General features: G+C 60.1%; 21 protein-coding genes and 1 pseudogene. 14 read left to right on the top strand and 8 right to left on the bottom strand.

Annotation, left to right across the window (positions count from 1 at the left end; translation table 11 throughout):
• The first annotated feature begins 54 nt into the window (after positions 1–54).
• Together VC35_RS07715 and VC35_RS07710 are read left to right on the top strand one after the other, a co-directional pair.
• Positions 55–1,488, top strand: a complete 1,434-nt coding sequence (locus VC35_RS07715) for an aminotransferase-like domain-containing protein (protein WP_046038975.1) — start codon at positions 55–57, stop codon at positions 1,486–1,488.
• A gap of 60 nt (positions 1,489–1,548) precedes the next feature.
• Positions 1,549–3,123 (top strand): phospholipase D family protein, encoded by a 1,575-nt coding sequence (locus VC35_RS07710; RefSeq protein ID WP_046038974.1) that lies wholly within the window; start codon positions 1,549–1,551, stop codon positions 3,121–3,123.
• A 25-nt stretch (positions 3,124–3,148) separates the two neighbouring features.
• Here the strand turns inward: VC35_RS07710 and VC35_RS07705 are convergent, their stop codons facing one another.
• Both VC35_RS07705 and VC35_RS07700 read right to left on the bottom strand, forming a co-directional pair.
• The gene (locus VC35_RS07705) at positions 3,149–4,294 is read right to left on the bottom strand and encodes an MFS transporter (RefSeq protein ID WP_046038972.1); all 1,146 of its coding nucleotides are present in this window, start codon (positions 4,292–4,294) and stop codon (positions 3,149–3,151) included.
• A gap of 260 nt (positions 4,295–4,554) precedes the next feature.
• Complete coding sequence (locus VC35_RS07700) at positions 4,555–6,048, bottom strand: aldehyde dehydrogenase (RefSeq protein ID WP_046038970.1); 1,494 nt, start codon at positions 6,046–6,048, stop codon at positions 4,555–4,557.
• A gap of 394 nt (positions 6,049–6,442) precedes the next feature.
• Here VC35_RS07700 and VC35_RS07695 point away from each other — a divergent pair, with 394 nt between their 5' ends.
• Both VC35_RS07695 and VC35_RS07690 read left to right on the top strand, forming a co-directional pair.
• A complete protein-coding gene (locus VC35_RS07695; RefSeq protein WP_046038968.1) occupies positions 6,443–6,805 on the top strand; it encodes a cupin domain-containing protein in 363 nt (120 codons plus the stop codon).
• A gap of 189 nt (positions 6,806–6,994) precedes the next feature.
• Positions 6,995–7,207: a hypothetical protein gene (locus tag VC35_RS07690; protein WP_046038966.1), complete on the top strand. Its 213-nt coding sequence runs from the start codon at positions 6,995–6,997 to the stop codon at positions 7,205–7,207.
• Positions 7,208–7,349: 142 nt separating this feature from the next.
• On the opposite strand, the gene rpmG is transcribed toward VC35_RS07690, so the two are convergent.
• Entirely contained in the window at positions 7,350–7,505 is a 156-nt protein-coding gene (gene rpmG / locus VC35_RS07685) for a 50S ribosomal protein L33 (protein WP_003177274.1), read from the bottom strand.
• Positions 7,506–7,516: 11 nt separating this feature from the next.
• Positions 7,517–7,750 carry a 50S ribosomal protein L28 gene (gene rpmB, locus VC35_RS07680; protein ID WP_007975166.1) on the bottom strand — a complete coding sequence of 78 codons (234 nt, stop codon included), beginning with the start codon at positions 7,748–7,750 and terminating at the stop codon, positions 7,517–7,519.
• 445 nt (positions 7,751–8,195) lie between these two features.
• Here rpmB and VC35_RS07675 point away from each other — a divergent pair, with 445 nt between their 5' ends.
• The gene (locus VC35_RS07675) at positions 8,196–9,782 is read left to right on the top strand and encodes an ABC transporter substrate-binding protein (RefSeq protein WP_046038964.1); all 1,587 of its coding nucleotides are present in this window, start codon (positions 8,196–8,198) and stop codon (positions 9,780–9,782) included.
• A 133-nt stretch (positions 9,783–9,915) separates the two neighbouring features.
• Here VC35_RS07675 and radC read toward each other — a convergent pair whose 3' ends face one another.
• Positions 9,916–10,590 carry a RadC family protein gene (radC, locus tag VC35_RS07670; RefSeq protein WP_046038961.1) on the bottom strand — a complete coding sequence of 225 codons (675 nt, stop codon included), beginning with the start codon at positions 10,588–10,590 and terminating at the stop codon, positions 9,916–9,918.
• A 135-nt stretch (positions 10,591–10,725) separates the two neighbouring features.
• Here radC and coaBC point away from each other — a divergent pair, with 135 nt between their 5' ends.
• The 4 genes and pseudogenes from coaBC to argB all read left to right on the top strand — a co-directional run bounded on the left by coaBC (position 10,726) and on the right by argB (position 14,961).
• Positions 10,726–11,934 (top strand): bifunctional phosphopantothenoylcysteine decarboxylase/phosphopantothenate--cysteine ligase CoaBC, encoded by a 1,209-nt coding sequence (gene coaBC, locus VC35_RS07665; protein ID WP_046038959.1) that lies wholly within the window; start codon positions 10,726–10,728, stop codon positions 11,932–11,934.
• 5 nt (positions 11,935–11,939) lie between these two features.
• Positions 11,940–12,395: a dUTP diphosphatase gene (gene dut, locus VC35_RS07660; protein WP_007975171.1), complete on the top strand. Its 456-nt coding sequence runs from the start codon at positions 11,940–11,942 to the stop codon at positions 12,393–12,395.
• 269 nt (positions 12,396–12,664) lie between these two features.
• Positions 12,665–14,038: pseudogene (locus tag VC35_RS07655) on the top strand (phosphomannomutase/phosphoglucomutase); the annotation flags it as partial.
• A gap of 17 nt (positions 14,039–14,055) precedes the next feature.
• Positions 14,056–14,961, top strand: a complete 906-nt coding sequence (gene argB, locus VC35_RS07650) for an acetylglutamate kinase (RefSeq protein ID WP_008047078.1) — start codon at positions 14,056–14,058, stop codon at positions 14,959–14,961.
• Positions 14,962–15,166: 205 nt separating this feature from the next.
• Here the strand turns inward: argB and pyrE are convergent, their stop codons facing one another.
• Positions 15,167–15,811 carry an orotate phosphoribosyltransferase gene (gene pyrE / locus VC35_RS07645; RefSeq protein WP_011336558.1) on the bottom strand — a complete coding sequence of 215 codons (645 nt, stop codon included), beginning with the start codon at positions 15,809–15,811 and terminating at the stop codon, positions 15,167–15,169.
• A gap of 81 nt (positions 15,812–15,892) precedes the next feature.
• Between pyrE and VC35_RS07640 the strand changes: the two genes are divergently transcribed.
• Entirely contained in the window at positions 15,893–16,672 is a 780-nt protein-coding gene (locus VC35_RS07640; protein WP_003176915.1) for an exodeoxyribonuclease III, read from the top strand.
• 180 nt (positions 16,673–16,852) lie between these two features.
• Here the strand turns inward: VC35_RS07640 and VC35_RS07635 are convergent, their stop codons facing one another.
• Both VC35_RS07635 and rph read right to left on the bottom strand, forming a co-directional pair.
• Positions 16,853–17,221, bottom strand: coding sequence for a DUF4870 domain-containing protein (locus VC35_RS07635; protein WP_046038952.1), 369 nt, complete (start codon positions 17,219–17,221; stop codon positions 16,853–16,855).
• A 28-nt stretch (positions 17,222–17,249) separates the two neighbouring features.
• Positions 17,250–17,972, bottom strand: a complete 723-nt coding sequence (gene rph, locus VC35_RS07630) for a ribonuclease PH (protein WP_007975179.1) — start codon at positions 17,970–17,972, stop codon at positions 17,250–17,252.
• Between the two features lie 268 nt (positions 17,973–18,240).
• On the opposite strand from rph, the gene VC35_RS07625 reads away from it, so the two are divergent.
• From VC35_RS07625 to spoT, 4 genes are all read left to right on the top strand, one after another.
• Positions 18,241–19,104 carry a YicC/YloC family endoribonuclease gene (locus VC35_RS07625; RefSeq protein ID WP_046038949.1) on the top strand — a complete coding sequence of 288 codons (864 nt, stop codon included), beginning with the start codon at positions 18,241–18,243 and terminating at the stop codon, positions 19,102–19,104.
• A gap of 12 nt (positions 19,105–19,116) precedes the next feature.
• A complete protein-coding gene (gene gmk / locus VC35_RS07620) occupies positions 19,117–19,737 on the top strand; it encodes a guanylate kinase (protein WP_046038947.1) in 621 nt (206 codons plus the stop codon).
• 167 nt (positions 19,738–19,904) lie between these two features.
• On the top strand, positions 19,905–20,168 hold the full coding sequence (gene rpoZ, locus VC35_RS07615) for a DNA-directed RNA polymerase subunit omega (RefSeq protein ID WP_007921129.1): 264 nt from the start codon (positions 19,905–19,907) through the stop codon (positions 20,166–20,168).
• Between the two features lie 57 nt (positions 20,169–20,225).
• Complete coding sequence (spoT, locus tag VC35_RS07610) at positions 20,226–22,331, top strand: bifunctional GTP diphosphokinase/guanosine-3',5'-bis pyrophosphate 3'-pyrophosphohydrolase (protein WP_046038943.1); 2,106 nt, start codon at positions 20,226–20,228, stop codon at positions 22,329–22,331.
• The last annotated feature ends 21 nt before the right edge of the window (positions 22,332–22,352 follow it).

The following is a 22,352-nucleotide window of genomic DNA, read 5'->3' as shown; positions in this document are numbered from 1 at the left end:
ATTTTTTGCCCGATCTGTACTGGTTAACCGAATCACTCCTATCGAGGCTGCACCATGACCCTTTACGTCAACCTCGCCGAATTGCTCGGCACACGTATCGAACAGGGCTTCTACCGCCCCGGTGACCGGCTGCCTTCGGTACGGGCGCTGAGCGTCGAGCACGGCGTCAGCCTGAGCACGGTGCAGCAGGCCTATCGGGTGCTGGAAGACAGCGGGCTGGCCATGCCACGCCCCAAATCCGGGTACTTCGTGCCGGCCAGTCGCGAGCTGCCGGATTTGCCGGCAGTCGGCCGCCCGGCCCAACGGCCGGTGGACATTTCCCAATGGGATCAAGTGCTGGAGTTGATTCGCGCCGTGCCGCGCAAAGACGTGGTGCAACTGGGCCGCGGCATGCCGGACATCACCAGCCCGACCATGAAACCGCTGCTGCGTGACCTGGCGCGAATCAGCAGGCGGCAGGACATGCCCGGTCTGTATTACGACAACATCCACGGCAACCTCGAACTGCGCGAACAGATCGCTCGCCTGATGCTCGATTCCGGCTGCCAGTTGAGCGCCAGCGAACTGGTGGTCACCACCGGTTGCCACGAAGCGCTGTCCACCAGTATTCGCGCGATCTGCGAACCCGGCGACATTGTCGCAGTGGACTCGCCGAGCTTTCACGGTGCGATGCAGACCCTCAAGGGCCTGGGCATGAAAGCCCTGGAAATCCCCACCGATCCATTGACCGGCATCAGTCTCGAAGCGCTGGAACTGGCCCTGGAGCAGTGGCCGATCAAGGTCATACAGCTGACCCCCAACTGTAACAACCCGTTGGGCTACATCATGCCGGAGTCGCGCAAACGCGCGTTGTTGACGCTTGCGCAGCGCTATGACGTGGCGATCATCGAGGACGATGTGTATGGCGAACTGGCCTACACCTACCCGCGCCCGCGCACGATCAAGTCCTTCGACGAGGACGGTCGCGTCCTGTTGTGCAGCTCGTTTTCCAAGACCCTGGCGCCGGGCCTGCGCATCGGCTGGGTTGCGCCCGGCCGCTATCTGGAACGGGTGCTGCACATGAAATACATCAGCACCGGATCCACCGCACCACAACCGCAGATCGCCATCGCCGAATTTCTCAAGGGCGGCCACTTCGAACCGCATTTGCGGCGAATGCGCACGCAATACCAGCGCAATCGCGACGTGATGATTGATTGGGTGACCCGCTACTTCCCGGCCGGTACCCGCGCGAGTCGCCCACAGGGCAGCTTCATGCTGTGGGTCGAACTACCGGAAGGTTTCGACACCCTGAAACTGAATCGTGCATTGCACGACCAAGGCGTACAGATTGCCGTGGGCAGCATTTTTTCCGCCTCCGGCAAGTACCGCAATTGCCTGCGCATGAACTACGCTGCCAAGCCAACACCGCAGATCGAAGACGCGGTGCGCAAGGTCGGTGCGACAGCGATCAAACTGCTGGCGGAAACCGATCAGCTCAGCGACTGACTTTTATTCGGGGATCAGCGTCCATATGCCTATCTGCGCCGCCAAACGGAACGATCCTACGTGAGAGTCAGACAGCCCCTGCTTGCTCTTCTGCTACTCACCGCGTTCCTGGACGGTTGCGCCAGCCTCGACGTACAGCGTGTGCCAAGCCAGGCGCTGCCGGCTTCAAACTCCGCATTCGGCCGCTCGGTCCAGGCGCAGGCCGCACCTTACAAGGGACAATCGGGCTTTCGCCTGCTATCGGACAGCACCGAGGCCTTCACCGCCCGCGCCGAACTGATCCGTAACGCCCAAAGCAGCCTCGACTTGCAGTACTACATCGTGCACGACGGCATCAGCACGCGCATGCTGATCGAGCAGTTGCTCAAGGCCGCCGACCGGGGCGTACGGGTGCGGGTACTGCTCGACGATACTGCCAGCGATGGCTTGGACCGGGTCATTGCGACCCTCGCCGCACACCCGAACATCCAGATCCGCGTGTTCAACCCGCTGAATCTGGGCCGCAGTACGGGGGTGACGCGCACCGTGGGCCGACTGTTCAACCTGTCGCAACAGCATCGACGCATGCACAACAAATTGTGGCTTGCGGACAACAGCATGGCCATCGTCGGCGGGCGCAATCTGGGGGACGAGTATTACGATGCCAAGCCCAACATGAATTTCACCGACATCGACATGCTCAGTGTCGGCCCGGTCGCCGAGCAACTCGGGCACAGTTTCGACCAGTACTGGAACAGCGCCCTGAGCAAGCCGATCGACGAATTCCTGTCGAGCAAACCCACACCCCGGGACCTGGAAAACACCCGCGTCCGACTGGAAGAGTCCCTGGCGGAAACGCGCAAACAGAATCACGCGCTCTATAAACACTTGATGACTTTCACCACCCACCCACGCCTGGACATCTGGCGCCGCGAGCTGATCTGGGCCTGGAACCAGGCATTGTGGGATGCGCCGAGCAAGGTACTGGCCAAGGGCGAGCCCGATCCGCGGTTGCTGCTTACCACGCAACTCGCACCTGAACTCAATAACGTCAGCAAAGAGCTGATCATGATCTCGGCCTACTTTGTGCCCGGCCAGCCGGGACTGGTGTACCTGACCGGGCGCGCCGATGCCGGCGTTTCTGTGAGTTTGCTGACCAATTCACTGGAAGCCACGGACGTTCCCGCCGTACACGGTGGTTACGCGCCCTATCGCAGGGCGCTGCTGGAGCACGGCGTGAAGCTGTACGAATTGCGTCGCCAACCCGGCGAGGGAGGCGGCAGCGGTAGCGGGCCGCATCTGTTTTCCAGCAGCGCCTATCACAGCTCTGACTCCAGCCTGCACAGCAAGGCGATGATATTCGACCAGCAGAAATCCTTTATCGGCTCGTTCAATTTCGATCCACGCTCGGTGCTGTGGAACACCGAAGTCGGCGTACTGGTGGACAGCCCGGAATTGGCCGCACGGGTCCGCGAACTGGCGCTGCAGGGCATGGCGCCGGCCCTGAGTTATCAGGTGGAGCTGGAAAACGGAAAGATCGTCTGGACCACCGAAGACGACGGGAAAATGCACACCCTGACCAAGGAGCCAGGGAGTTGGTGGCGACGCTTCAATGCGTGGATGAGCAATACGGTTGGGCTGGAGAAGATGTTGTAGCCAGCCGATGATCCATTGTGGTTCTTCAGGCTGGCTCTGCAGCCGCGCCAAACGCCCCTTGCCGCGACACCACAATCAACACACCCAAGGCCCCTACCGCCATCAGCAACGGCAATGCATGCCCGCTGATCCACTGGCTGCCGGCACCCGCCAGCAGCGGCCCGATCAGGCAACCGATCCCCCACAGCTGGGCGATGTGTGCGTTGGCCCGCACCAGCGCATCGTCGCGATAACGCTCGCCGATCAGGATCAACGATAAGGTGAACAACCCGCCAGCGCTGGCGCCGAACAGCACCCACAGCGGCCAGATCATCAGCGTGTCGATCAGCAGCGGGATTGCCAGGCTCGATATCAGCAGGACCACAGCACAACCGGCGAACAACGCGCGTCGCGACAAACGATCGGCCAACGCACCAATCGGCAATTGCAGCACCGCATCGCCGACCACCACCGTACTGACCATCGCCAAAGCGATTTCCGTGGTGAAGCCCTGTCGCAGGCAGTAGACCGGCAACAGCGTCAGGATCATCGCTTCGAACGCGGCAAACAGCGACACCGCCCAGGCAATCGCCGGCAGGCCTCGACAGAACTCAAGCAAATCACGCAGGGTCACGCTGCTGGCCTCGCTGCTCGGCGCGCCACTGCGTCCCAACAGCAGGAACGGTGCAGCCATCAGCAAACCGACACCCACCCAAAAGCCATAGTCATGCTCGGTACCGAGGAAGCCCAGCAATACCGGCCCTGCCAGCTGACTCAAGGCGTAGCTGCTGCCATACAGCGCCACCAGCCGCCCGCGCCATTGCTCGACCACCAGTTGATTGATCCAGCTTTCACCGATGATGAATACGAGGGTCAGGATCACCCCGATCATCAGCCGCAGCACCAACCAGATCGGATAGCTCGGCAACAGCGCCAGCAAACCGATCGAGACCGCCCCGGCCCACAGGCACAGACGCATCAGATTGGCCGTGCCGAAGCGCGCCGCCAGATGGCTGGAGACTTTCGCCCCCAGCAGGACACCAATGGCCGGCATCGCCGCCATCACACCAATGGCAAACGAGCCGTAGCCCCAGCTTTCCAAGCGAAACGACACCAGCGGCATGCTGACACCCAGGGCCAAGCCGACACTCAGGACAGATGCCAAAACGGCGAAATAAGTCGCCCAACGCATGTTCCACGCTCCTGTGGATATTTTTATATGCAGCGCAAAGTACTGTGGGAGCGAGCCTTTGTGGCGAGGGGGCTTGCCCCCGTTGGGTCGCGGAGCGGCCCCAAAACCTGCAATTGCGGTGTATCAAGTACACCGCATGCAATGGTTTTGCGCCTGCTTCGCAGCCGAACGGGGGCAAGCCCCCTCACCACAGGGCTCGCTCCCACAAGGGATCTGCGTCGTTCGGGAGGCCTGCTCTACAACAGGCCTCCCTTAACGGCTTACAACTTGATCCAGGTCGCCTTCAGCTCGGTGTACTTGTCGAAAGCGTGCAGGGACTTGTCGCGACCGTTGCCGGACTGCTTGAAGCCACCGAACGGAGCAGTCATGTCACCGCCATCGTACTGGTTGACCCACACGCTACCGGCACGCAGTGCGCGGGCGGTGAGGTGAGCCTTGGAGATGTCGGCCGTCCAGACCGCAGCAGCCAGGCCGTACGGTGTGTCGTTGGCGATCGCGATGGCTTCTTCGGCGCTGTCGAATGCGATGACCGACAGTACCGGGCCAAAGATTTCTTCCTGGGCGATTTTCATCGCGTTGCTCACACCGTCGAAAATCGTCGGCTCAACGTAAGTACCGCCCGTTTCCTGGAGCGTACGCTTGCCACCGGCCACCAGCTTGGCGCCGTCGGCATGACCAGACTCGATGTAAGACAGCACGGTGTTCATCTGCTGGGTATCGACCAGCGCACCAACGTTGGTTGCAGGATCCAGCGGATTGCCCGGCTTCCAGGTTTTCAGTGCCTCGATCACCAGTGGCAGGAATTTGTCCTTGATCGAACGCTCGACCAGCAGGCGCGAACCGGCGGTGCAGACTTCGCCCTGGTTGAAGGCGATGGCGCCAGCTGCGGCTTCAGCAGCGTCTTGCAGGTTCGGTGCATCGGCGAACACGATGTTCGGGCTCTTGCCGCCAGCTTCGAGCCAGACGCGCTTCATGTTCGACTCGCCGGAGTAGATCAACAGCTGCTTGGCGATCTTGGTCGATCCGGTGAACACCAGGGTGTCGACATCGTTGTGCAGGGCCAGGGCCTTGCCGACGGTGTGACCGTAACCCGGCAGCACGTTCAGCACGCCTTTCGGGATGCCGGCTTCGACAGCCAGTTCAGCGATGCGAATGGCGGTCAGCGGGGATTTTTCGGACGGTTTGAGGATCACCGAGTTACCGGTGGACAGCGCAGAACCAAGTTTCCAGCACGCCATCATCAGCGGGAAGTTCCACGGCACGATGGCGCCAACAACACCCACCGGCTCACGGGTCACAAGACCCAACTGGTCGTGCGGAGTGGCCGCTACTTCGTCGTAAATCTTGTCGATGGCTTCGCCGCTCCAGCTCAGGGCTTGCGCCGCACCGGGAACGTCGATGTACAGGGAATCGCTGATCGGCTTGCCCATGTCCAGGGTTTCAAGCAGGGCCAGCTCTTCGGCGTGCTGCTTGAGCAGGCCGGCGAAACGGATCATGGTGGACTTGCGCTTGGTCGGCGCCAGGCGCGACCAGGCACCGGAATTGAAGGTGGCGCGAGCGTTTTCCACGGCGCGCTGGGCATCGGCGGCGTCACAGCTGGCAATCTTGCCCAGCAGACGGCCATCGACCGGGCTGATGCACTCGAAGGTCTGGCCGGAAACGGCGTCGGTGTATTCGCCATTGATATAGGCGCGGCCTTCGATTTTCAGGTCGCGGGCACGTTGTTCCCAGTCGGCACGGGTCAGGGTGGTCATGCGAGTGTCCTCCTCTTATTGATACGACACCCGCGTTCTTCGCGGGCGCTGTCAGGAATTCTGCCCGGCCAGCCTGCTTTTCGGCCCAAGGCATCCACCACCCTAAACCAGCCGCACATGAAGTTTCAATATATTTGACATAACACCGGCAAACGGCCTTGCGATGTTCATTTTAATAAACATAGACTTTGAGCCTTTCAGTGTCCGGTCTCGCCAATACGTTCCTCTTTTGACGAGCAGATGTTGTTGTCAGGCAAGGCGCCGTGACGAGTCATAGCCCGCTATGGCGAGGAGCGGCAACGCAGCATGACAGCAACAGATGCCGTCAAAAAGGAACAGTATTGGCGAGACCGGACACCCACCACTCGCGCCGTAATCACGGGGGATAACAACAATGAACATCCAGAACGTCGTCGACTTCAGCCAGGCCACCACCGCCGCCGAACGCTACCGCCCGGACGCAGCCAAAGTGCTCAAGGGCGACCCGGAACAAGCCGTTTACAACCACTACAACAGCCCTTGTGGCCAGTTGAACGCTGGTGTGTGGGAAGGTGCAGTCGGGCAGTGGACAGTGAACTTCACCGAGCACGAGTACTGCGAGATCCAGCAAGGGGTTTCGGTGCTGCGTGACAACGAGGGCAATGCCAAGACCCTGCGCGCAGGCGACCGCTTCGTGATCCCCGCCGGATTCAAAGGCACCTGGGAAGTGCTGGAGCCATGCCGCAAGATCTACGTAGCGTTTGAACAGAAGGCTTGAAGCAAGATCATCGAAATACTTAAAAGCCCGTCCCTGGTGACGGGCTTTTTCATGGGCGGGCTCCGGCAAACATCGCGATACAGTACAGCAGGTGATAAATATTCGGGGCTGCTCCAGTATTTCTTCACGGCATCCAAGACGGATGACGGGAGCAATTTCGCTCACTCACCAATTGCAAGGAAGCGATATATGACCACTGATTTGAAACAACACCTGGACACAGCCATTCAGTACATCGGCCGGCAATACTCCGAAGAGCTGCGTGGAGAGCTCGCCAACAAGACCGGGCTGGCGGTACGTCCGAGGGGCATCGGGTTCATCATGACCAAAGACTACAATCCCGCACGGATCAATCTGCTGGTTGAAAACGAAATCATCACCCATGTCACCATGGGCAATTGATTTGCGCTAAACCGTGCATCGCTCTACTCAGCACTGAAGCACTGTGACTTGATCAGACTGAAGAGTTACCCGTTTTTTCAAGCACAACAAAAAAGGCCCGTATCTCGCGATACGGGCCTTTTTCGTAAGAGGGAAAAATCAATTACTTGATTTTGCCTTCCTTGTAGATCACGTGCTTGCGAACAACCGGATCATATTTCTTGATCTCGATTTTGTCCGGGGTAGTACGCTTGTTCTTGTCGGTAGTGTAGAAGTGACCAGTACCGGCGCTCGAAATCAAACGAATCAATTCACGCATGATTAGCTCCCTTAAACCTTGCCATCGCGGCGAAGTTCGGCCAGCACGACAGTGATGCCACGCTTGTCGATGATACGCATGCCTTTGGCAGATACGCGCAGACGCACAAAACGTTTCTCTTCTTCAACCCAGAAGCGGTGATGCTGCAGGTTCGGCAGGAAACGACGACGGGTTTTGTTGTTTGCGTGGGAAATGTTATTCCCAGTCACCGGACCCTTACCGGTAACTTGACATACTCTAGACATGCCTCAGCCCTCTAAAACCACATGCCCAACCCGGCATGGGTTGGCCGCTTAATCTCTCAGTCATTTGGCGCCAGGCGCCGCGTTTCTTTAGAGGTCTTACCGGCTACACCTACAGTGAAGGAACCGGGCCCCTAGAAAAGAGCGCTGCTTTATACCAGAAAGACTGGAGAGCAACAACATTCGGTGCGCGTTGAATTCACAAAAACCCCGTTTTTCGGGCTCCGAGCGCCTTGGACAAAGGCTATCATCGATGGCGACCGCTCGTCGCAGAGAATCGGCCAACCGGCCAAATCAGGATTTTGCTCTCCCGCCTCACAGCAAATTCAGGCGCTATAGTCCTCTCAAAATGAAAAAGGGGATAGTCATTTGCAAACGAGCCCACTAGGGTAAGCCTTTTCCAGACTGCACTTGCAGATGGGCCTTCGATCTGTAAAGGAAGCCGACCATGCGCCTCGCTGCCCTACCGCTGTTGCTCGCCCCGCTTCTGCTGAGCCCACAGGCCTTTGCCGCCGCCCTGAGCGTCTGCACCGAGGCCAGCCCTGAAGGCTTCGACGTGGTGCAGTACAACTCGCTGACCACCACCAACGCCTCGGCCGATGTGCTGATGAATCGCCTGGTGGACTTCGACACGGCTAGTGGCAAAGTGGTCGCCAGCCTCGCCGACAGCTGGGAAGTCAGCCCCGACGGCCTGACCTACGTCTTCAAGTTGCACCCGCAGGTGAAATTCCATCGCACCGAGTATTTCACCCCAACGCGCGACCTGAGCGCCGAAGACGTGATTTTCAGCTTCGACCGCATGCTCGACCCGGCCAATGCGTGGCACAAAGTCGCCCAGAGCGGCTTCCCCCATGCGCAATCGATGCAGTTACCTGCATTGATCAAGAAGATCGACGCCCTCGATCCGCAGACCGTACGCTTCACCCTCGACCACCCGGATTCGACCTTCCTGGCGACCCTGAGCATGGGCTTCGCCTCGATCTATTCGGCCGAATACGCCGACAAACTGATGAAGGCCGGCACACCCGAGAAGCTCAACAGCCAGCCAATCGGCACAGGGCCGTTCGTTTTCACTCGCTTCCAGAAGGACGCCTCGGTTCGCTACAAAGCCAACCCCGAATACTTCGGTGGCAAACCTCTTGTAGATCCGCTGATCTTCGCCATCACCCCGGACGCCAACGTGCGCCTGCAGAAATTGCGCCGTAACGAATGCCAGATCGCCCTGTCGCCCAAGCCTCTGGACGTACAGGAAGCGCTGAAAGAGCCGACGCTGAAAGTCGAAAAGACTGACGCGTTCATGACCGCATTCGTCGGCATCAACAGCCAGCATCCGCCGCTGGACAAGCCAGAAGTGCGTCAGGCCATCAACCTTGCCTTCGACAAGGCCAGCTATGTCAAAGCCGTGTTCGAAGACACCGCCGAGGCGGCCAACGGTCCGTACCCACCCAACACCTGGAGCTACGCGAAAAACCTGCCGGGCTACCCTCACGACATTGCGAAGGCCAAAGCCTTGATGGCCAAGGCCGGACTCAAGGACGGCTTCCAGACCACCATCTGGACCCGCCCTTCCGGCAGCCTGCTTAACCCCAACCCAAGCCTTGGCGCTCAACTGCTGCAGTCTGACCTCGCGGAAATCGGCATTCAGGCCGAAATCCGCGTGATCGAATGGGGCGAACTGATCCGCCGCGCCAAGGCCGGTGAACATGACTTGCTGTTCATGGGCTGGGCCGGTGACAACGGTGACCCGGACAACTTCCTCACGCCGCAGTTTTCCTGCGCCGCGGTCAAGTCCGGTACCAACTTCGCCCGCTACTGCAATCAGGACCTGGACAAGCTGATCAGCGCCGGCAAGACCACCGGCGAGCAAGGTGTGCGCAGCAAACTCTACGAACAGGCCCAGGCGCAGATCCAGCAGCAGGCGCTGTGGTTGCCACTGGCCCACCCGACTGCGTTCGCGCTGACGCGCAAGGATGTCGAGGGGTACTCGGTCAGCCCGTTCGGCCGGCAGGACTATTCCAAGGTCAGTATCAAATAACCCAACCACCACACATAACCTGTGGGAGCGAGCTTGCTCGCGATAGCGGACTTTCAGGCAACCTTTGTACTGAATGTACCGCCGTCATCGCGGGCAGCCCGCTCCCACAGGGTTCTGCATTCCCCCACCAGATCTAAATCCACCCATACTCAGCCATCGACAACGGATCGCCGTCGCCGATGATGAAATGGTCGAGCACCCGCACGTCAATCAACTCCAGCGCCTTTTGCAGGCGATTGGTCAGCACCCGGTCGGACTGACTGGGGTCGGTGTTGCCCGACGGATGGTTGTGGCAGAGGATCAATGCTGCTGCGTTGTTGGCCAGGGCACGCTTGACCACCTCTCGCGGATGAACACTGGTGTTGTCGATGGAGCCGCGAAACAGCGTCTCAAACGCCAGTACCTGATGCCTGGAATCGAGAAACAGACACCCAAACACCTCGTGCGGCTCGTGGCGCAGCATCGATTTCAGGTACTCACGAACCGCGTGCGGATTCTCCAGTGCCGATTTTTGGCGCGCTCGCTCGGCCAGATGGCGCCTGCTCATTTCTTGCGCAGCCTGCAACTGTGCAAATTTCGCCGGCCCAAGTCCCAGCTGCTTGCTGAACGTTTCCTGATCGGCCTCAAGCAGCAAACGCAGGCTGCCAAACTGATTCAACAGGTGTCGCGCCAGATCTACTGCACTTTTACCCACCACGCCCGTACGTAAAAAGATCGCCAGCAGTTCGGCGTCCGAAAGGCTTCCCGCACCCTGTTCAAGCAACCTCTCCCGCGGCCGTTCCGTCGCCGGCCAATCGCGAATACTCATAGCACCTCCCTGTCTGTGGGCACCGCTGTTCCGTAGCGGTCGCTGTGATATCGTAGCCCATCTTTTTTGCGGGCGAATTCATCCTGGGGAGGGGGTTTCGCCACGTATGTCACCAACGAATTGAAAGGCAGGCCTATGCAGCGGCTGTATCGGAAACGCATTGTTCTGGGCGTCGGCGGCGGCATCGCTGCCTACAAGAGCGCCGACCTGGTTCGCCGCCTGATCGATCAGGGCGCCGAAGTGCGCGTGGTCATGACTCGTGGCGGCGCAGAGTTCATCACCCCGCTGACTATGCAGGCCCTGTCCGGGCACCCGGTCCACCTGGACCTGCTGGACCCGGCGGCCGAAGCAGCCATGGGCCACATCGAGCTCGCCAAATGGGCCGACCTGGTGCTGATCGCCCCCGCCACGGCGGACCTTATTGCCCGCCTGGCCCAAGGCATTGCCGACGATCTGCTGACCACGCTGGTGCTGGCCACCGACGCAGTGGTCGCCGTCGCACCGGCAATGAACCAGGCGATGTGGCGCGATCCGGCGACCCAGGCCAACCTGCAAACCCTAGAAAGTCGCGACATCAAGGTCTTCGGCCCGGCCTCCGGCAGCCAGGCCTGCGGCGATGTCGGCCTGGGGCGCATGCTCGAAGCCATTGAACTGGCCCAGTGTGCCGCCGACTGCTTCCAGCGTCAGGCACTGACCGGCAAACACGTGCTGATCACGGCCGGCCCGACCCAGGAAAACATCGACCCGGTGCGCTACATCACCAACCACAGCTCCGGAAAAATGGGCTTTGCCCTGGCCGAAGCCGCCGTGGAGGCCGGTGCCCGCGTGACCCTGATCACCGGCCCCGTACACCTGCCGACTCCCGATCGCGTCACCCGCATCGATGTGGTCAGCGCCCGCGACATGCTCGCCGCGTGTGAAGCGGCGATCCCTTGCGATCTGTTCATCGCCTCGGCAGCGGTCGCGGATTACCGTCCGGAAGTCGTCGCCCCGCAGAAACTCAAGAAAGATCCTACGAACGGCGACGGCTTGTTGCTACAGATGGTGCGTAACCCGGACATCCTGGCCACCATCGCCACCCGCCCCGACCGTCCGTTCAGTGTCGGTTTCGCCGCCGAGACCGAACACCTGCTCGATTACGCTGCACGCAAGCTGAAAGACAAGAACCTCGACCTGATCGTCGCCAACGACGTCGCCAACCCGAGCATTGGCTTCAACAGCGAAGAAAACGCCTGCAGCGTCATCGACCGTGAACTTCACGCCACACTTTTCGCCCAGACCAGCAAGAGCAAGATTGCTCGCCAGCTGATCACTTTTATCGCCGAACGTCTAAACCAGGTTTAATTTACATGCACGCTTTGCAAGCCAAGATCCTCGACCCCCGCATCGGTACCGAATTCCCGCTGCCGCAATACGCCACACCAGGCTCCGCCGGCCTCGACCTGCGCGCCATGCTGGAACAGGACACCGTGATCAAGCCGGGTGAAACCGTGCTGATCCCCACTGGCCTGTCGGTTTATATCGGTGACCCAAACCTGGCGGCGCTGATTCTGCCGCGCTCGGGAATGGGCCATAAGCACGGCATCGTGCTGGGCAACCTGGTGGGTCTGATCGACTCCGACTACCAAGGCCCATTGATGGTCTCCTGCTGGAACCGTGGCCAGACCGAATTTACCATGCCGGTCGGCGAGCGCCTGGCGCAACTGGTGCTGGTGCCGGTGGTACAGGCTCACTTCGAGATGGTTGAAGAGTTTGTTGAAACCGAGCGCGGCACTGGCGGTTTCGGCCATACCGGTACCCGCTGATCCGATCACGCTGTTCTTGGGGCGGGGGATCTGACTCCCTCGCCACAAAATTCAAATTGTCATCTGCAACGTTTAGCTCCGGAAATCAAGGCATTGCCCGGCCAAACCCTTGCCGTCAGGGGCGTCATGGCCCTTTCATACCACGAACTCTCTGTGGAAAACGCCGTCATACCCTTCAGTTTGAACCTGCTGCCGAATGAATCGGCGGCCTGTCCAGCCACTTTCGAGATGGAGCATTTCCACAGATGAACACCCCGGCCAAAATCGTACCCAAGTTCCCTGACAGCATCTTCCGCGCCTACGACATCCGCGGCACCGTCCCGGAATTCCTGAACGCCGAAACCGCTTACTGGATCGGCCGCGCCGTCGGCTCCCAAAGCCTGGCCCAGGGCGAGCCAAACGTGTCCGTCGGTCGCGATGGTCGCCTGTCCGGCCCGGAGCTGGTCGCGCAACTGATCAAAGGCATCGCCGACAGCGGCTGCCACGTCAGTGATGTCGGCCTGGTCCCGACTCCGGCGCTCTACTACGCCGCCAACGTACTGGCCGGCAAATCCGGCGTGATGCTCACCGGCAGCCACAACCCGTCGAACTACAACGGCTTCAAGATCGTCATTGCCGGCGACACCCTGGCCAACGAACAGATCCAGGCCCTGCACGACCGCCTCAAGACCAACAACCTGAGCAGCGGCCAGGGCAGCATCACCCAGGTCGAGATTCTCGATCGCTACACCACCGAAATCGTCCAGGACATCAAGCTGGCCCGTCGCCTGAAAGTGGTCGTCGACTGCGGCAACGGCGCGGCCGGCGTGATCGCCCCGCAACTGATCGAAGCGCTGAACTGCGAAGTCATCCCGCTGTTCTGCGAAGTGGACGGCAACTTCCCGAACCACCACCCGGACCCGGGCAAACCTGAAAACCTCGTGGACCTGATTGCCAAGGTCAAGGAAACCAACGCTGACATCGGCCTGGCCTTCGACGGCGATGGCGACCGCGTCGGCGTGGTGACCAACACCGGCAGCATCGTCTACCCGGACCGCCTGCTGATGCTGTTCGCCCGCGACGTCGTGGCGCGCAACCCGGGCGCCGAAATCATCTTCGACGTCAAATGCACCCGTCGCCTGATTCCGCTGATCAAGGAATACGGTGGTCGGTCGTTAATGTGGAAGACTGGTCACTCGTTGATCAAAAAGAAAATGAAACAATCCGGCGCCCTGCTGGCTGGCGAAATGAGCGGGCACATTTTCTTCAAGGAGCGCTGGTTCGGTTTCGACGACGGCATCTACAGCGCCGCGCGATTGCTGGAGATCCTCAGCAAGGAAAAATCCTCGGCCGAAGAGCTGTTCGCGACCTTCCCGAACGATATTTCTACGCCGGAAATCAATATCCATGTGACCGAAGAGAGCAAATTCAGCATCATTGATGCATTGCACGATGCGCAGTGGGGCGAAGGCGCCGACCTGACCACCATTGACGGCGTGCGAGTCGACTATGCCAAAGGCTGGGGCCTGGTACGCGCCTCCAACACCACTCCGGTGCTGGTGCTGCGTTTCGAGGCCGATGACGAGGCTGAATTGCAGCGCATCAAGGACGTATTCAAAGTCCAGTTGAAGCGTGTTGCACCTGATCTCCAACTACCGTTCTGATTCACCCGGAGCCCTGAATGACCCTCGAACGCGAAGCCGCCGCCAACACCGCCAAGGTCCTGTCCGAAGCGTTGCCTTACATCCGCCGCTATGTCGGCAAGACACTGGTGATCAAATACGGCGGCAACGCGATGGAAAGCGAGGAGCTGAAAACCGGCTTCGCCCGCGACATCGTGCTGATGAAGGCCGTGGGCATCAACCCGGTGGTGGTTCACGGTGGCGGCCCGCAAATCGGTGACCTGCTCAAGCGCCTGTCGATCGAGAGCCATTTCGTCGACGGCATGCGCGTCACCGACGCCGCGACCATGGATGTGGTGGAAATGGTCCTCGGCGGCCAGGTCAACAAGGACATCGTCAACCTGATCAACCGTCATGGCGGCAGCGCCATCGGCCTGACCGGTAAAGACGCCGAGCTGATTCGCGCGAAGAAGCTCACCGTTACCCGTCAGACACCGGAAATGACCACCCCGGAAATCATCGACATCGGCCACGTGGGCGAAGTAGTCGGCATCAATACCGACCTGCTGAACCTGCTGGTCAAGGGCGATTTCATCCCGGTGATCGCGCCCATCGGCGTCGGTGCCAACGGCGAGTCGTACAACATCAACGCTGACCTGGTGGCCGGTAAAGTCGCCGAAGCGTTGAAAGCCGAGAAGCTGATGCTGCTGACCAACATCGCCGGCCTGATGGACAAGTCGGGCACGGTCCTGACCGGCCTGACAACCCAGCAAGTCGACGACCTGATCGCCGACGGCACTATCTACGGCGGCATGCTGCCGAAGATCCGTTGCGCACTGGAAGCGGTCCAGGGCGGCGTGGGCAGCTCGCTGATCATCGACGGTCGCGTACCGAATGCGATCCTGCTGGAGATCTTCACCGATACCGGTGTTGGCACCCTGATCAGCAATCGCAAGCGTCCTTAAGCGATAGCGCAAACAAAAAGACCCCGCTCGGCCTGGCTGAGCGGGGTCTTTTTTTGCACCGTCTTCCCTATGGAAGGCTGCTTTTTTGTGGCGAGGGAGCTTGCTCCCGCTTGAGTGCGCAGCACTCACGACATTCTTGGGTCTGCTACGCAGCCCAGCGGGAGCAAGCTCCCTCGCCACACAAGCTCCCCACAGGGAATAGCGATTAAACGCCGAACTGCGCGCGGTACGCTTCCACGGCTGGCAGATGCTGCTTGAGCTGCGGGTCATCTGCCAGGAATTCCAGCACCTGGTTCAGCGAAACGATGCTGATGACCGGGATGCCGAAGTCACGCTCGACTTCCTGGATCGCCGACAACTCGCCGTTGCCACGCTCCTGACGGTTCAGGGCGATCAGCACGCCAGCGGCCTTGGCGCCGTCCTGGGAGGCGATGATCTGCATCACTTCACGGATTGCAGTGCCGGCGGTGATCACGTCGTCGATGATCAGAACGTCGCCGGTCAACGGTGCGCCAACCAGGCTGCCGCCTTCACCGTGGGCCTTGGCTTCCTTGCGGTTGAAGCACCATGGCAGGTCACGGTTGTGATGCTCGGCCAGGGCCACCGCAGTAGTCGCCGCCAAAGGGATGCCTTTGTAGGCCGGGCCAAACAGCACGTCGAAGGGAATGCCGCTCTCGGCAATGGCAGCGGCGTAGAAACGTCCCAGCTGCGCCAGAGCCGAACCCGAGTTGAACAGGCCAGCGTTGAAGAAGTAAGGACTGGTGCGCCCGGACTTCAGGGTGAACTCACCGAAGCGCAAAACGCCGCGATCGATGGCAAAACGGATGAAATCGCGCTGATACGCTTGCATGAAAAAACCCCAAATACCACGGATTTAGCTAATTAGCTTGACGCCGTGTATCATACACGCACGCGATTTTTGGGGCCATTTATGCGGATCATCAGTGTGAACGTCAATGGTATTCAGGCTGCAGTCGAGCGTGGTTTGCTCAGTTGGCTGCAGGCACAGAATGCCGACGTCATCTGCCTGCAGGACACCCGCGCCTCCGCCTTTGAACTGGACGATCCAGCCTTCCAACTGGATGGATACTTCCTTTATGCCTGCGATGCCGAAGTTCCCGCCCAAGGCGGCGTGGCTTTGTATTCGCGGCTGCAACCGAAGGCTGTCATCAGCGGTCTCGGTTTCGAGACGGCCGACCGCTACGGGCGCTACCTGCAAGCCGATTTCGACAAGGTCAGCATCGCGACCTTGCTGCTCCCTTCGGGGCAGAACGGCGATGAAGACTTGAACCAGAAGTTCAAGCTAATGGACGACTTCGCCCGTTATCTGGATAAACAGCGACGCAAACGCCGCGAGTACATTTATTGTGGCTCTCTGTACGTGGCGCAACAGAAGCTGGATATCAAGAACTGGCGCGACAGCCAGCAATCTCCGGGCTTCCTGGCACCTGAACGTGCCTGGATGGACGAGATTGTCGGCAACATGGGTTATGTCGACGCCCTGCGTGAAGTCAGCCGTGAAGGCGACCAGTACAGCTGGTGGCCGGACAACGAACAGGCGGAGATGCTCAACCTCGGTTGGCGCTTCGACTATCAGTTGCTGACCCCTGGCCTGCGCCGCTTCGTACGCAGCGCACGCCTGCCACGCCAGCCGCGGTTCTCGCAACACGCGCCACTGATCGTGGACTACGACTGGACGCTGACCATTTAAGCGTCGTTTCGCAGACACAAAAAAGCCGACAGCAATGTCGGCTTTTTTGTGGGTACTCGTTTTTGCTTTTCTGTGGGAGCGAGCTTGCTCGCGATGACGATACACCAGATACCGATGCAGTGGCTGTCAGACCGCTATCGCGAGCAGGCTCGCTCCTACAGGGGGGATCTTCGTTGATCGTTATTTGATCAACCGCCAAGTGAACGGATACCGATAAGGCTGCCCCTCATTGGCCTTCACCCCGGCAATGATCGTAAGCACCAGCGCACCGATCGCGATCAGGCCAAACAGGAAGAACCCGATAATCACCACCATCAGCAAGAAGCAGATAGCCGAGGCGATTGCGACGGTGATCTGGAAGTTCAGCGCTTCCTTGCCCTGGGCATCGATGAACGGGTCCATCTCGCGCTTCATCTGCCAGAGAATCAGCGGGCCGATGATCGTGCCGAACGGAATCCAGATCCCCAGCAAGGCGGACAAGTGGCAAAACATGGCCCACTGACGCACCTCTTGGCTCGGCGTGGGCAGCGGCAGTTGCTCGTCACTCATGGTGTCCTCCTTGTCTGGAGCAGTCCGGTCAGTCAGCCAGTGCGGCCTTTTGCAGTTCGAAGATCTCGTTCATGCCTTTCTTGGCCAGTTCGAGCATCGCGTTCAGCTCTTCAGGCTGGAACGGCGCGCCTTCGGCAGTGCCCTGGACTTCGATGAAACCGCCAGCGCTGGTCATTACCACGTTCAGGTCAGTCTCGGCGGCCGAGTCTTCCAGGTAATCGAGGTCGAGCACAGGCTCACCCTTGTACATGCCCACGGAAACCGCAGCGATCATTTGCTTGACCGGGTCGCCGCCCTTCAGGCCGCCACGCTTCTTGATGACTTTCAAGGCATCGATCAGCGCAACCATGGAACCGGTGATCGACGCGGTGCGGGTGCCACCGTCGGCCTGGATCACGTCGCAGTCGACGTACAGGGTGACGTCACCCAGCTTGGTCATGTCCAGCGCAGCGCGCAGGGAACGGCCGATCAAACGCTGGATTTCCAGGGTTCGGCCGCCTTGCTTGCCGCGGCTCGCTTCACGCTGGTTACGTTCGCCGGTTGCGCGCGGCAGCATGCCGTACTCGGCGGTCAACCAGCCCTGGCCCTGGCCTTTCAGGAAACGCGGTACGCCCGGTTCAACGCTGACGGTGCAGATGACCTTGGTGTCACCGAACTCGACCAGCACAGAACCCTCGGCGTGTTTGGTGTAGTTGCGGGTGATGCGGATCGAGCGGAGCTGATCGGCAGCGCGACCACTTGGACGTATCATAGGGAGTACCTGTACTGGGGACGGAAAACTGCGGAGCATTATAGAGCCGACGGCCGCCACTGGGCACTTCTAAAAAATTCCGCCGACGACCGAGGGCTCTGCACCGCGCGTCGGTGCAGGCCTGCCGCTCTTTGTCACACTGTGTGTTTGGGCGCATCTGCGCCACTGCGCTACAATCCTGCGCCTTTGCTGCCAGTCGGCTTTAATTCATTGATATCGGATTCCCGGAACCTCGGTTCTGTGCCGATCTGCCTTGCGAGGTACCTCCATGGTGCACAGCATGACCGCCTTCGCCCGCGTCGAGAAAGCCGGCGTCCAGGGCACCCTGAGTTGGGAACTGCGCTCGGTCAACAGCCGCTACCTGGAACCCCACCTGCGTCTCCCGGAATCCTTCCGTGACCTCGAGGGCGCTGTTCGTGAGGCCCTGCGCCAGGGAGTATCGCGGGGCAAGCTCGAATGTACCCTGCGCTTCACCGAAGAGAACACCGGCAAGGCGCTGCAAATCGATCAGGAGCGCGCCGCGCAACTGGTCGCCGCCGCCGAGACCATCGCCAGCCTGATCAAGAACCCGGCAGCGCTGAACCCACTGGAAGTCCTGGCCTGGCCCGGCGTCCTGGTAGGCGACGCCACCGACCCGCAAGCCTTGAACGCCGAAGCGCTGGCACTGTTCAACCAGGGCCTCAAGGAACTGAAGGCCGGCCGCGAGCGCGAAGGCACGGAGCTGGCGCGGCTGATCAACGAGCGCCTGAGCTCCATCGAAGAAGACGTGGTGACCTTGCGCGAACTGGTTCCGCAAATGCTCGCCACCCAGCGCCAGAAAGTCCTCGACCGCTTCGCCGACATGAAGGCCGAGATGGACCCGCAGCGCCTGGAGCAGGAAATGGTCATGCTCGCGCAAAAAAGCGACGTCGCCGAAGAACTGGATCGCCTGAGCACTCATATCATCGAAGTTCGCCGGGTGCTCAAATCCGGCGGCGCCGCCGGTCGGCGCCTGGACTTCCTGATGCAGGAACTCAACCGCGAAGCCAATACACTGGGCTCCAAAGCCTTCGACCCGCGCAGCACCCAGGCTGCGGTCAACCTCAAGGTGTTGATCGAGCAGATGCGCGAACAAGTGCAGAATATTGAGTAAGGCTACCCCGACATGACACACAGCACCGGCACCCTGTACATCATTTCCGCCCCTTCGGGCGCGGGCAAGAGCAGTCTGGTCAAGGCCCTGACCGACGCAAACCCGGAGATCCGCGTCTCGGTCTCCCACACCACCCGCGCCATGCGTCCCGGTGAAGTGAATGGCGTGAACTATCACTTCGTCGACCGCAGCGAGTTCGTGAAGATGATCGAACACGGGGATTTCCTCGAGCGCGCCGAAGTGTTCGGCAATCTCTACGGCACTTCGCAAAGCCACCTTCAGCAGACCCTGGACGAAGGCCACGACCTGATTCTGGAAATCGACTGGCAAGGTGCCGAACAAGTACGCAAGCTGATGCCTCAGGCCCGCTCGATCTTCATTCTGCCGCCGTCATTGCAGGCCCTGCACCAGCGCCTGACCAATCGCGGCCAGGACAGTGATGAAGTCATTGACGGCCGGATGCGCGAAGCCGTCAGCGAAATGAGCCACTACGTCGACTACGACTACCTGATCATCAACGACGATTTCGCCCACGCGCTGCACGATCTGAAGGCGATTTTCCGCGCCAATCAGCTGATTCAGAAGCGTCAGCAGCAGCGTCACGGCAAATTGCTGGCTGAATTGCTCGGTTAATCAGCCCTTCCCAAAACAGCTGCAAGGGCTTTACATTGGCACTTGTAGCGCGTTGAAGGGCCTGGTCAAAAAATCAGCGCTTCCCTAAACGCTGGTGATTTTTTAAACTGTTGAGTCCGCTCGCCCATCCGGGCAGCGCGCATATTGCATTTGCTACGAGGAAGACCATGGCCCGCGTAACCGTTGAAGACTGCCTAGAACACGTGGATAACCGCTTTGAGCTGGTCATGCTCTCTACCAAGCGTGCCCGTCAACTGGCCACCGGCGGCAAAGAGCCGAAAGTAGCATGGGAAAACGACAAGCCTACCGTCGTCGCCCTGCGTGAAATCGCTGAAGGCCTGATCGACTACGCAGCTATCGCCGAAGCCGAAATCGTTGAAGATGAACCGCTTTTTGCTGCATTCGAGGACGAGTCCAACGAGGCCGTCTAAGCCTATGCCTGGTCGACGTAGCACGGCGCGGGATAAAAGCTTACGGCAGGAGACATCATGCCGAGCATAGACGCCCTCGCCGATCGCTTATCGACCTACCTCGGCAAGGACCAGGTCAATCTGGTCCGCCGAGCGTATTTCTACGCCGAACAAGCCCACGACGGCCAACGCCGCCGTAGCGGCGAGGCGTACGTCACGCACCCACTCGCGGTTGCGAATATTCTTGCCGACATGCACATGGACCATCAGAGTCTGATGGCTGCGATGCTGCATGACGTGATCGAAGACACCGGTATTGCCAAGGAAGCGCTGCAAGCGCAGTTCGGCGAAACTGTGGCCGAACTGGTCGACGGGGTCAGCAAACTGACCCAGATGAACTTCGAGACCAAGGCCGAGGCGCAAGCCGAAAACTTCCAGAAAATGGCCATGGCCATGGCCCGCGACATTCGCGTGATCCTGGTCAAGCTGGCCGACCGCCTGCACAACATGCGCACGCTGGAAGTGCTGTCCGGCGAAAAACGCCGGCGCATCGCCAAGGAAACCCTGGAAATCTATGCGCCCATCGCTAACCGGCTGGGCATGCACGCCATCCGCATAGAGTTCGAAGACCTCGGTTTCAAGGCCATGCACCCGATGCGTTCCGCGCGGATCTACCAGGCGGTCAAACGCGCCCGGGGCAACCGCAAGGAAATCGTCAACAAGATCGAAGAATCCTTAAGCCACTGCCTGGCCATCGATGGCATCCAGGGCGAGGTCAGCGGTCGCCAGAAACACCTCTACGGCATCTACAAGAAAATGCGCGGCAAGCGTCGGGCCTTCAACGAGATCATGGACGTCTACGCGTTCCGGATCATCGTCGACAAGGTCGATACCTGCTACCGCGTGCTGGGTGCCGTGCATAATTTGTACAAACCGTTACCGGGGCGGTTCAAGGATTACATCGCAATCCCCAAGGCCAACGGCTACCAGTCGCTGCACACCACGCTGTTCGGCATGCACGGTGTTCCGATCGAGATCCAGATCCGCACCCGTGAAATGGAAGAGATGGCCAACAACGGCATCGCCGCCCATTGGCTGTACAAGTCCAGCGGCGACGAGCAGCCGAAAGGCACCCATGCCCGCGCCCGCCAGTGGGTCAAGGGCGTGCTGGAAATGCAGCAACGCGCCGGCAACTCGCTGGAATTCATCGAAAGCGTGAAGATCGACCTGTTCCCGGACGAGGTCTATGTGTTCACGCCCAAAGGCCGGATCATGGAGCTGCCGAAGGGCTCCACGGCAGTCGACTTCGCTTACGCGGTGCACACCGACGTGGGCAACAGCTGCATTGCCTGCCGGATCAATCGTCGTCTCGCGCCACTGTCCGAACCGCTGCAAAGCGGCTCCACGGTCGAGATCGTCAGCGCCCCAGGTGCGCGGCCGAACCCGGCCTGGCTCAACTTCGTGGTCACCGGCAAGGCGCGCACGCACATACGCCATGCACTGAAACTGCAACGCCGCTCCGAATCCATCAGCCTCGGCGAGCGCCTGCTGAACAAGGTCCTCAATGGTTTCGACAGCTCGCTGGAGAAAATTCAGGCCGAACGCGTCAAGGCCATGCTCGTCGAGTACCGCCTGGAACTGATCGAAGACCTGCTGGAAGACATCGGCCTAGGTAATCGCATGGCCTATGTGGTGGCCCGCCGGTTGCTGGGCGAAGGCGAACAGTTGCCTAGCCCTGAAGGCCCGCTGGCGATTCGCGGCACCGAAGGCCTGGTGCTCAGCTACGCCAAGTGTTGCACGCCGATCCCGGGCGACCCGATTGTTGGCCACCTGTCCGCCGGCAAAGGCATGGTCGTGCACCTGGACAACTGCCGCAATATCAGCGAAATCCGCCACAACCCGGAAAAATGCATCCAGCTCTCGTGGGCCAAGGATGTCACCGGCGAATTCAACGTCGAGCTGCGCGTCGAGCTGGAACACCAGCGCGGCCTTATCGCCCTGCTGGCCAGCAGCGTCAACGCCGCCGACGGTAACATCGAGAAAATCAGCATGGACGAACGCGATGGTCGCATCAGCGTGGTCCAGTTGGTGGTCAGCGTGCACGACCGCGTGCACCTGGCCCGCGTGATCAAGAAACTGCGCGCCTTGACCGGGGTGACTCGCATCACCCGCATGCGCGCCTAAGCCCTAATTACAAGGAGTCCT

The organism is Pseudomonas fluorescens (assembly GCF_000967965.1).
In the GTDB taxonomy this organism is placed as follows: Bacteria; Pseudomonadota; Gammaproteobacteria; order Pseudomonadales; family Pseudomonadaceae; genus Aquipseudomonas; species Aquipseudomonas grandcourensis.
Note: the sequence above shows the minus strand (reverse complement) of the source record. Positions and strands in the feature narration are given on the sequence as shown.

Excerpts from the sequence above, each read along its gene's own strand:
- dut (WP_007975171.1), top strand. The coding sequence starts at position 11,940 with ATGCACGCTTTGCAAGCCAAGATCCTCGACCCCCGCATCGGTACCGAA.
- rph (WP_007975179.1), bottom strand. The coding sequence starts at position 17,972 with ATGATACGTCCAAGTGGTCGCGCTGCCGATCAGCTCCGCTCGATCCGC.
- pyrE (WP_011336558.1), bottom strand. The coding sequence starts at position 15,811 with ATGCAAGCGTATCAGCGCGATTTCATCCGTTTTGCCATCGATCGCGGC.
- argB (WP_008047078.1), top strand. The coding sequence starts at position 14,056 with ATGACCCTCGAACGCGAAGCCGCCGCCAACACCGCCAAGGTCCTGTCC.
- VC35_RS07705 (WP_046038972.1), bottom strand. The coding sequence starts at position 4,294 with ATGCGTTGGGCGACTTATTTCGCCGTTTTGGCATCTGTCCTGAGTGTC.
- VC35_RS07700 (WP_046038970.1), bottom strand. The coding sequence starts at position 6,048 with ATGACCACCCTGACCCGTGCCGACTGGGAACAACGTGCCCGCGACCTG.
- spoT (WP_046038943.1), top strand. The coding sequence starts at position 20,226 with ATGCCGAGCATAGACGCCCTCGCCGATCGCTTATCGACCTACCTCGGC.
- VC35_RS07640 (WP_003176915.1), top strand. The coding sequence starts at position 15,893 with ATGCGGATCATCAGTGTGAACGTCAATGGTATTCAGGCTGCAGTCGAG.
- VC35_RS07690 (WP_046038966.1), top strand. The coding sequence starts at position 6,995 with ATGACCACTGATTTGAAACAACACCTGGACACAGCCATTCAGTACATC.
- rpmB (WP_007975166.1), bottom strand. The coding sequence starts at position 7,750 with ATGTCTAGAGTATGTCAAGTTACCGGTAAGGGTCCGGTGACTGGGAAT.
- coaBC (WP_046038959.1), top strand. The coding sequence starts at position 10,726 with ATGCAGCGGCTGTATCGGAAACGCATTGTTCTGGGCGTCGGCGGCGGC.
- rpoZ (WP_007921129.1), top strand. The coding sequence starts at position 19,905 with ATGGCCCGCGTAACCGTTGAAGACTGCCTAGAACACGTGGATAACCGC.
- VC35_RS07695 (WP_046038968.1), top strand. The coding sequence starts at position 6,443 with ATGAACATCCAGAACGTCGTCGACTTCAGCCAGGCCACCACCGCCGCC.
- rpmG (WP_003177274.1), bottom strand. The coding sequence starts at position 7,505 with ATGCGTGAATTGATTCGTTTGATTTCGAGCGCCGGTACTGGTCACTTC.
- VC35_RS07635 (WP_046038952.1), bottom strand. The coding sequence starts at position 17,221 with ATGAGTGACGAGCAACTGCCGCTGCCCACGCCGAGCCAAGAGGTGCGT.
- VC35_RS07625 (WP_046038949.1), top strand. The coding sequence starts at position 18,241 with ATGGTGCACAGCATGACCGCCTTCGCCCGCGTCGAGAAAGCCGGCGTC.
- gmk (WP_046038947.1), top strand. The coding sequence starts at position 19,117 with ATGACACACAGCACCGGCACCCTGTACATCATTTCCGCCCCTTCGGGC.
- VC35_RS07675 (WP_046038964.1), top strand. The coding sequence starts at position 8,196 with ATGCGCCTCGCTGCCCTACCGCTGTTGCTCGCCCCGCTTCTGCTGAGC.
- radC (WP_046038961.1), bottom strand. The coding sequence starts at position 10,590 with ATGAGTATTCGCGATTGGCCGGCGACGGAACGGCCGCGGGAGAGGTTG.
- VC35_RS07715 (WP_046038975.1), top strand. The coding sequence starts at position 55 with ATGACCCTTTACGTCAACCTCGCCGAATTGCTCGGCACACGTATCGAA.